The organism is Oleiphilus sp. HI0067 (genome assembly GCF_001635735.1).
The window spans coordinates 1-650 of record NZ_LWFI01000323.1; the positions used below are offsets into that span (position 1 = coordinate 1).

The 650-nt window shown below is 42.9% G+C and carries 2 protein-coding genes; one reads left to right on the forward strand and one right to left on the reverse strand.

Going from position 1 to position 650, the window contains the following annotated elements; genetic code table 11:
• Positions 1-188: hypothetical protein (locus tag A3739_RS30675; RefSeq protein ID WP_231876997.1), on the forward strand; the 188-nt coding region annotated here is incomplete at its 5' end.
• On the opposite strand, the gene A3739_RS03885 is transcribed toward A3739_RS30675, so the two are convergent.
• Positions 162-554 carry a hypothetical protein gene (locus A3739_RS03885; protein ID WP_068476562.1) on the reverse strand — a complete coding sequence of 131 codons (393 nt, stop codon included), beginning with the start codon at positions 552-554 and terminating at the stop codon, positions 162-164. The genes A3739_RS30675 and A3739_RS03885 overlap by 27 nt on opposite strands.
• Positions 555-650 lie beyond the last annotated feature (96 nt).

Sequence of the window (650 nt, forward strand, 5' to 3'; positions counted from 1 at the left end):
TAGACGGTGCGGTCTTTATACATTATCCATTGAACGAGCCAAGTTCATTACTAAAAGATTTGCCACAGTTAAGAGCTAGGCGTCGAGTACGTAACAAGCTGCTTGCTATCACGAAGCCTGTTTTAGCATTGGTGTTAGTAGGGTCACTTCTTGGTTGGTTGCTAACGAGTCAAGTAGCTTTGTCTTAGCAAATGTCCTTTCCATGCTTTAAAAAGAACAAAAATAAAGCCAATACAAAACGCTCCAACGACTAAACCTAAGGCGCTATGTTCGACAGTGTTAGCAGAATCTGGCGTTGAGGCGAATACATAGTCATAAAATAGAAAGAAGCATAGCAACAGTCCTATGACACTCGTTGCTGCTTGACTAATGAGTATCCCATGCGCGGGAATCGTGTCATGGAAATGGCACTTCACGCATAGATAGTTTTCGGTGTACTCCGGCTCACCTTCTTGAACGGCTGGTATCATAGAACCTTCGCCACATTTGATACATGTGTATGGCGACTTCAAGGTATCCATATGCTCGTTCGATACGACCTGATTAGGCGACATATCAGTTCCTTAAGCCTATGGTTATCGTTTTAATTGTGATGATTAGCCTAGCAAAATTACCAAGCGCCGTAGTGATATAGTCGAGATTTCAGAGCG